The sequence below is a fragment of the Myxococcus vastator genome, from assembly GCF_010894475.1.
Lineage (GTDB): Bacteria > Myxococcota > Myxococcia > Myxococcales > Myxococcaceae > Myxococcus > Myxococcus vastator.
Genome location: NZ_JAAIYB010000668.1, coordinates 1 through 3,268, shown reverse-complemented (window position 1 = coordinate 3,268; position 3,268 = coordinate 1). Strand labels below are relative to the sequence as shown.

Sequence of the window (3,268 nt, the reverse complement as noted above, 5' to 3'; positions counted from 1 at the left end):
CGCTCCCTCCGCGCCACCCGCCGCGCGGCCCCTCGTGGAGCTGCCCACGGAGGAGACCACGCCGGTGGTCATCTCCGAGCCGGCCGCGCCGGGCGAGTCCGGGCAGCGGCGCCCGAGGCTCCGGGTGGACGACTTGCGCGATGCGATGATGGCCGGCAACCCCGACCTGGCCCAGTTCCGGACGTTGCAGCGCAAGGTGCTGCTCAAACCAGAGGAGCGGGAGCTGCTGCGTGGCATCTACAAGGACCGCGAACAGATTGAAGTGGCGCGGCGGGACCTGCTGGCTGAAAGCGAACAGACCTACAGCGACGACAATCAATTCCGCCGGATGTACCGGGTCGAGTATCTGGGGATGGCGCTCGAATGGAAGGACAATCCCGAGCGGGCGCACCTGCTCGACACCGTCGAGTCGCTCGTCATGGCACGCAACATCCGCGCCACCCAGGACCCGGAGGTGCGGCGCTCGCTGTCGGGAGACAAGGTGGAGATGATGATGATCCTCCTCCATAACGACCGGGCCCGGGCGGAGCAGTTGTTGGCGCAGTCCCGAGGCACCCCTTACGAACCCCTGCTCGAGTACGCCCGCGTCAGGTTCGACGCGCTCTGGGCGCTCGCGCGTCAACAGCAGACATCGAATCCCTGAGGTCTCTTCATCATGTCCAGCTTCTCGCGTTGGTGCATCCTCGTTGGTATCTCCTCGCTCGGCTGTGGCTGTCACGCGCCATCCTCCGAGCTGGGCACGGCCGAGCCCATCCTCAATCAACTCCAGACGGAAGGCTGCGGGAACTCCCTCACGGAGGAGGTGCTCTTTCAGTTCGGGACGGACGCCGACGACCAGGCGGTGGCGCTCGGGCGTGACGCCGAAGGCAGCGTGTACCTCTCAGGCAACACGGGCGGCGCCTTCGGAGAGCCGGGAGAGCAGGGCGGCGGGCAGGATGTCTTCCTGGTGAAGCTCTCCTCGTTCCTGCAGTTCAACTGGGTTCACCAGTTCGGCTCGCCGGGCGAGGACGCCGCGCGGGACGTGGTCGTCACCGGCGAGGGCCATGCGCACGTCGTCGGCATCACGCAAGACTCGCTCCCGGGGCAGTTCTCGTCGGGGGGGGCGGACGTCTTCGTGGCCCGGTATGACAACGAGGGGCGGCGCTCCTGGCTCGTCCAGCACGGCACACAGGAGGAGGACTACGGCCTCTCCGCCGCGCTCCGTCCGCAAGGAAGAATCGGCATCGCCGGGGCCACGCTGGAGACTCCCGTCAATGGCTTCGACGTCACGCTGCTCCAGGTTGACGACCAGGGCCAACAGGTCCGCAAGGATGTCTTCGGCTCCATGAACCAGGCTCATGACCGCGGCGAGGGAATCGCCGTGTCTCCGGGCGGGAGGACCTGGGTCGTCGGGTCGACGCAAGGCCGCCTGGGCGCCCAGCCCATGGGCTCCACGGACCTCTTCATCCGCCAGTTCGACGGTTCCCAGAACCTGCAGTGGACCGCCCAGGTGGGCACGCCGGACATCGACGCGGCGCTCGCGGTCGCCCAGGACGGCAATGACCGCATCTACGTGCTCGCGCTCTCCTACAGCGACCTGAGCCGCCCCAACTTCGTCGAAAACGACGGCATCCCCAACGCCTTCCTGATGCGCTACTCGACTTCGGGAGAACTCAAGTGGACGCGCCGCGTCGGGCCGGCCAACCAGCTCAGCCTTGCCACGGGGCTCGCCGTCGACAGCGAGGGCAATGCCTATGTGGCGGGCTGGACGACCGCGGCGATGACGGACGCCCCCAACCAGGGCGGGCACGACGCGTTCGTCGTCCGGTTCGACAGGTGGGGCCACCAGACACGCGCCTGGCAGTGGGGGACGAGCGCGGATGACGAGCTGCGCGATGTGGTGATGACCAGCTCAGGAATGGCTCTGGGATGGGGAACGACCCGCGGAAGCCTGGGGGCCCCCAACCAGGGTGGACAGGACGTGTTCGTCGTCCAGTTCGCGACGAGCCCGTAGCAGGCCGTTCTTCAACCAACCAGCAGGGGGTAAGACATGAAGAAGACCATCTTCGCGGTCATTGGTTCACTGGCGATGTCGTCATCGGCCTTCGCCGCGTGGGCGCCCAACGAATATCGGTGTACGTTCGATCAGCTCACCGCGAATCAGGCCGAGGGTCGTCAACGCTGGGCGAAGCGCTGGCAGCAGCAGAATCCCTATGGCATCACGATGTGGGGGGGGCTGGACCACAACTACTGGCACTCGAGCTACACGCTCGAGGCCAACCAGGCAGTGTCCATGGGCTATTGGCTGTACCCCGTCTATGTGGACCCCAACAACATGTACACGCCCTGGAAGGGACCGGGGGCGTATGGGACCGCGACGGCGTCGTACACGGGCACGCAAATCCAGACCTCCGTTCCCTACAACTTCAAGCCCGCGCACATCCAGATGGACGGCGTGTGCGAGCCCGGTTGCTACACGCCGGACCAGAAAATCCTCCTGTCTGATGGCGCCATGGGCATCCGCGAGGCGCTGGAGTCCGGGCGGACGGACCTGGTGACGCTCTCGCCCGAGGCGTCATTCGCCTCTGTCGAGTTCCTTGACAACAAGGTCGAGCATTACACGTTGGACCGCGACGCCACGGAGCAGGAAATCCTCACGTTCCGCACCCGCTCTGGCGGGGAGCTGCGCGTCACCACCGAGCACCCGCTCGTCACGCCGGACGGCACGCTCAAGCGGGCCCGCGAAATCGGGGTGGGTGACAGCCTCGTGGACCGCCACGGCAAGGCGGATGAAATCGTCTCCCTGGACAAGAAGTGGGAGTACACCCGCGCCTACAACGTGCGCCCGGTGACGAAGGACCTCACGTCCAACATCATCGTCGCCCAGGGCTACCTCAATGGCTCGCAGCGCTTCCAGAGCGAGTACGTCGAGGAGATGAACCGGATGATTCTGCGCGACAACGTGCCGGAAGTCCTCGTCCCCGCGGGCGAGTAGCCGCACCCCGGCCGCCGGAGCGCATTTCCTGTCGCTCCGGTGGCCCCGCTGTTCACAAAGCCTGTCCCCATCCATCCGGTCCCGTCTGCTTCTGGTGGGCACCGGATTTTGTCGTGTCCGCAGCCGGATTCCAACAAGAGCAAATCATGACAGTGCTATCACCGAAGAAAGACAGACGCATCATGGGCCTGGCCGTCCTCACCGCCTGCTGCGGCTCGCTCGGAGCCGCGAGCGCGGCTCCCGCTGGCGGGCCTGGGGGGATGGAGGAGAAGCTCATCATGGTCGAGGAGCTGT

The 3,268-nt window shown here is 66.2% G+C and carries 3 protein-coding genes; all 3 read left to right on the top strand.

Translation table 11 applies throughout. From position 1 onward, the window contains the following. Window positions 1-643 (top strand): hypothetical protein (locus tag G4D87_RS35825; protein ID WP_205507858.1); only part of this gene is annotated, 643 nt, incomplete at its 5' end. 12 nt (window positions 644-655) lie between these two features. Next, window positions 656-1,993: an SBBP repeat-containing protein gene (locus tag G4D87_RS35820; protein WP_163787261.1), complete on the top strand. Its 1,338-nt coding sequence runs from the start codon at window positions 656-658 to the stop codon at window positions 1,991-1,993. Between the two features lie 36 nt (window positions 1,994-2,029). Next, the gene (locus G4D87_RS35815; protein ID WP_163787260.1) at window positions 2,030-2,974 is read left to right on the top strand and encodes a Hint domain-containing protein; all 945 of its coding nucleotides are present in this window, start codon (window positions 2,030-2,032) and stop codon (window positions 2,972-2,974) included. The last annotated feature ends 294 nt before the right edge of the window (window positions 2,975-3,268 follow it).